1 rRNA gene is annotated in these 1,060 nt (G+C 57.3%); it reads left to right on the top strand.

The features are described from left to right. Nucleotides 1-1,060: ribosomal RNA gene (locus ACWEGE_RS47015) — 23S ribosomal RNA — on the top strand; the annotation flags it as partial.

Here is a 1,060-nt window from a genome sequence, read left to right as displayed (position 1 = left end):
GCACAGACAACCAGGAGGTTGGCTTAGAAGCAGCCACCCTTGAAAGAGTGCGTAATAGCTCACTGGTCTAGTGATTCCGCGCCGACAATGTAGCGGGGCTCAAGCGTACCGCCGAAGTCGTGTCATTGCAGCAATAGGGCCAACGCCCGCTGTGATGGGTAGGGGAGCGTCGTGTGCCGGGTGAAGCCGCGCCGGAAGGCAGTGGTGGACGGTTCACGAGTGAGAATGCAGGCATGAGTAGCGATACACACGTGAGAAACGTGTGCGCCGATTGACTAAGGGTTCCTGGGTCAAGCTGATCTGCCCAGGGTAAGTCGGGACCTAAGGCGAGGCCGACAGGCGTAGTCGATGGATAACCGGTTGATATTCCGGTACCCGCTGTGAAGCGTCAAACATTGAACCAGGCGATGCTAAGTCCGTGAAGCCGCCCCGGAGCCTTCGGGCAAAGGGGAGTGGTGGAGCCGACGGACCAGACCTGTAGTAGGTGAGTGATGGGGTGACGCAGGAAGGTAGTCCATCCCGGGCGGTGGTTGTCCCGGGGTAAGGGTGTAGGCCGTGTGACAGGTAAATCCGTCACGCATTAAGGCTGAGACCTGATGCCGAGCCGATTGTGGTGAAGTGGATGATCCTATGCTGTCGAGAAAAGCCTCTAGCGAGTTTCATGGCGGCCCGTACCCTAAACCGACTCAGGTGGTCAGGTAGAGAATACCGAGGCGTTCGGGTGAACTATGGTTAAGGAACTCGGCAAAATGCCCCCGTAACTTCGGGAGAAGGGGGGCCATCACTGGTGATCCGATTTACTCGGTGAGCTGGGGGTGGCCGCAGAGACCAGCGAGAAGCGACTGTTTACTAAAAACACAGGTCCGTGCGAAGCCGTAAGGCGATGTATACGGACTGACGCCTGCCCGGTGCTGGAACGTTAAGGGGACCGGTTAGTCACTCTTCGGGGTGGCGAAGCTGAGAACTTAAGCGCCAGTAAACGGCGGTGGTAACTATAACCATCCTAAGGTAGCGAAATTCCTTGTCGGGTAAGTTCCGACCTGCACGAATGGCGTAACGA

It is taken from the genome of Amycolatopsis sp. NPDC004747 (genome assembly GCF_053601335.1).
The sequence above is the reverse complement of the archived record's forward strand: the minus strand, read 5'-3'. Positions and strand labels throughout refer to the sequence as shown.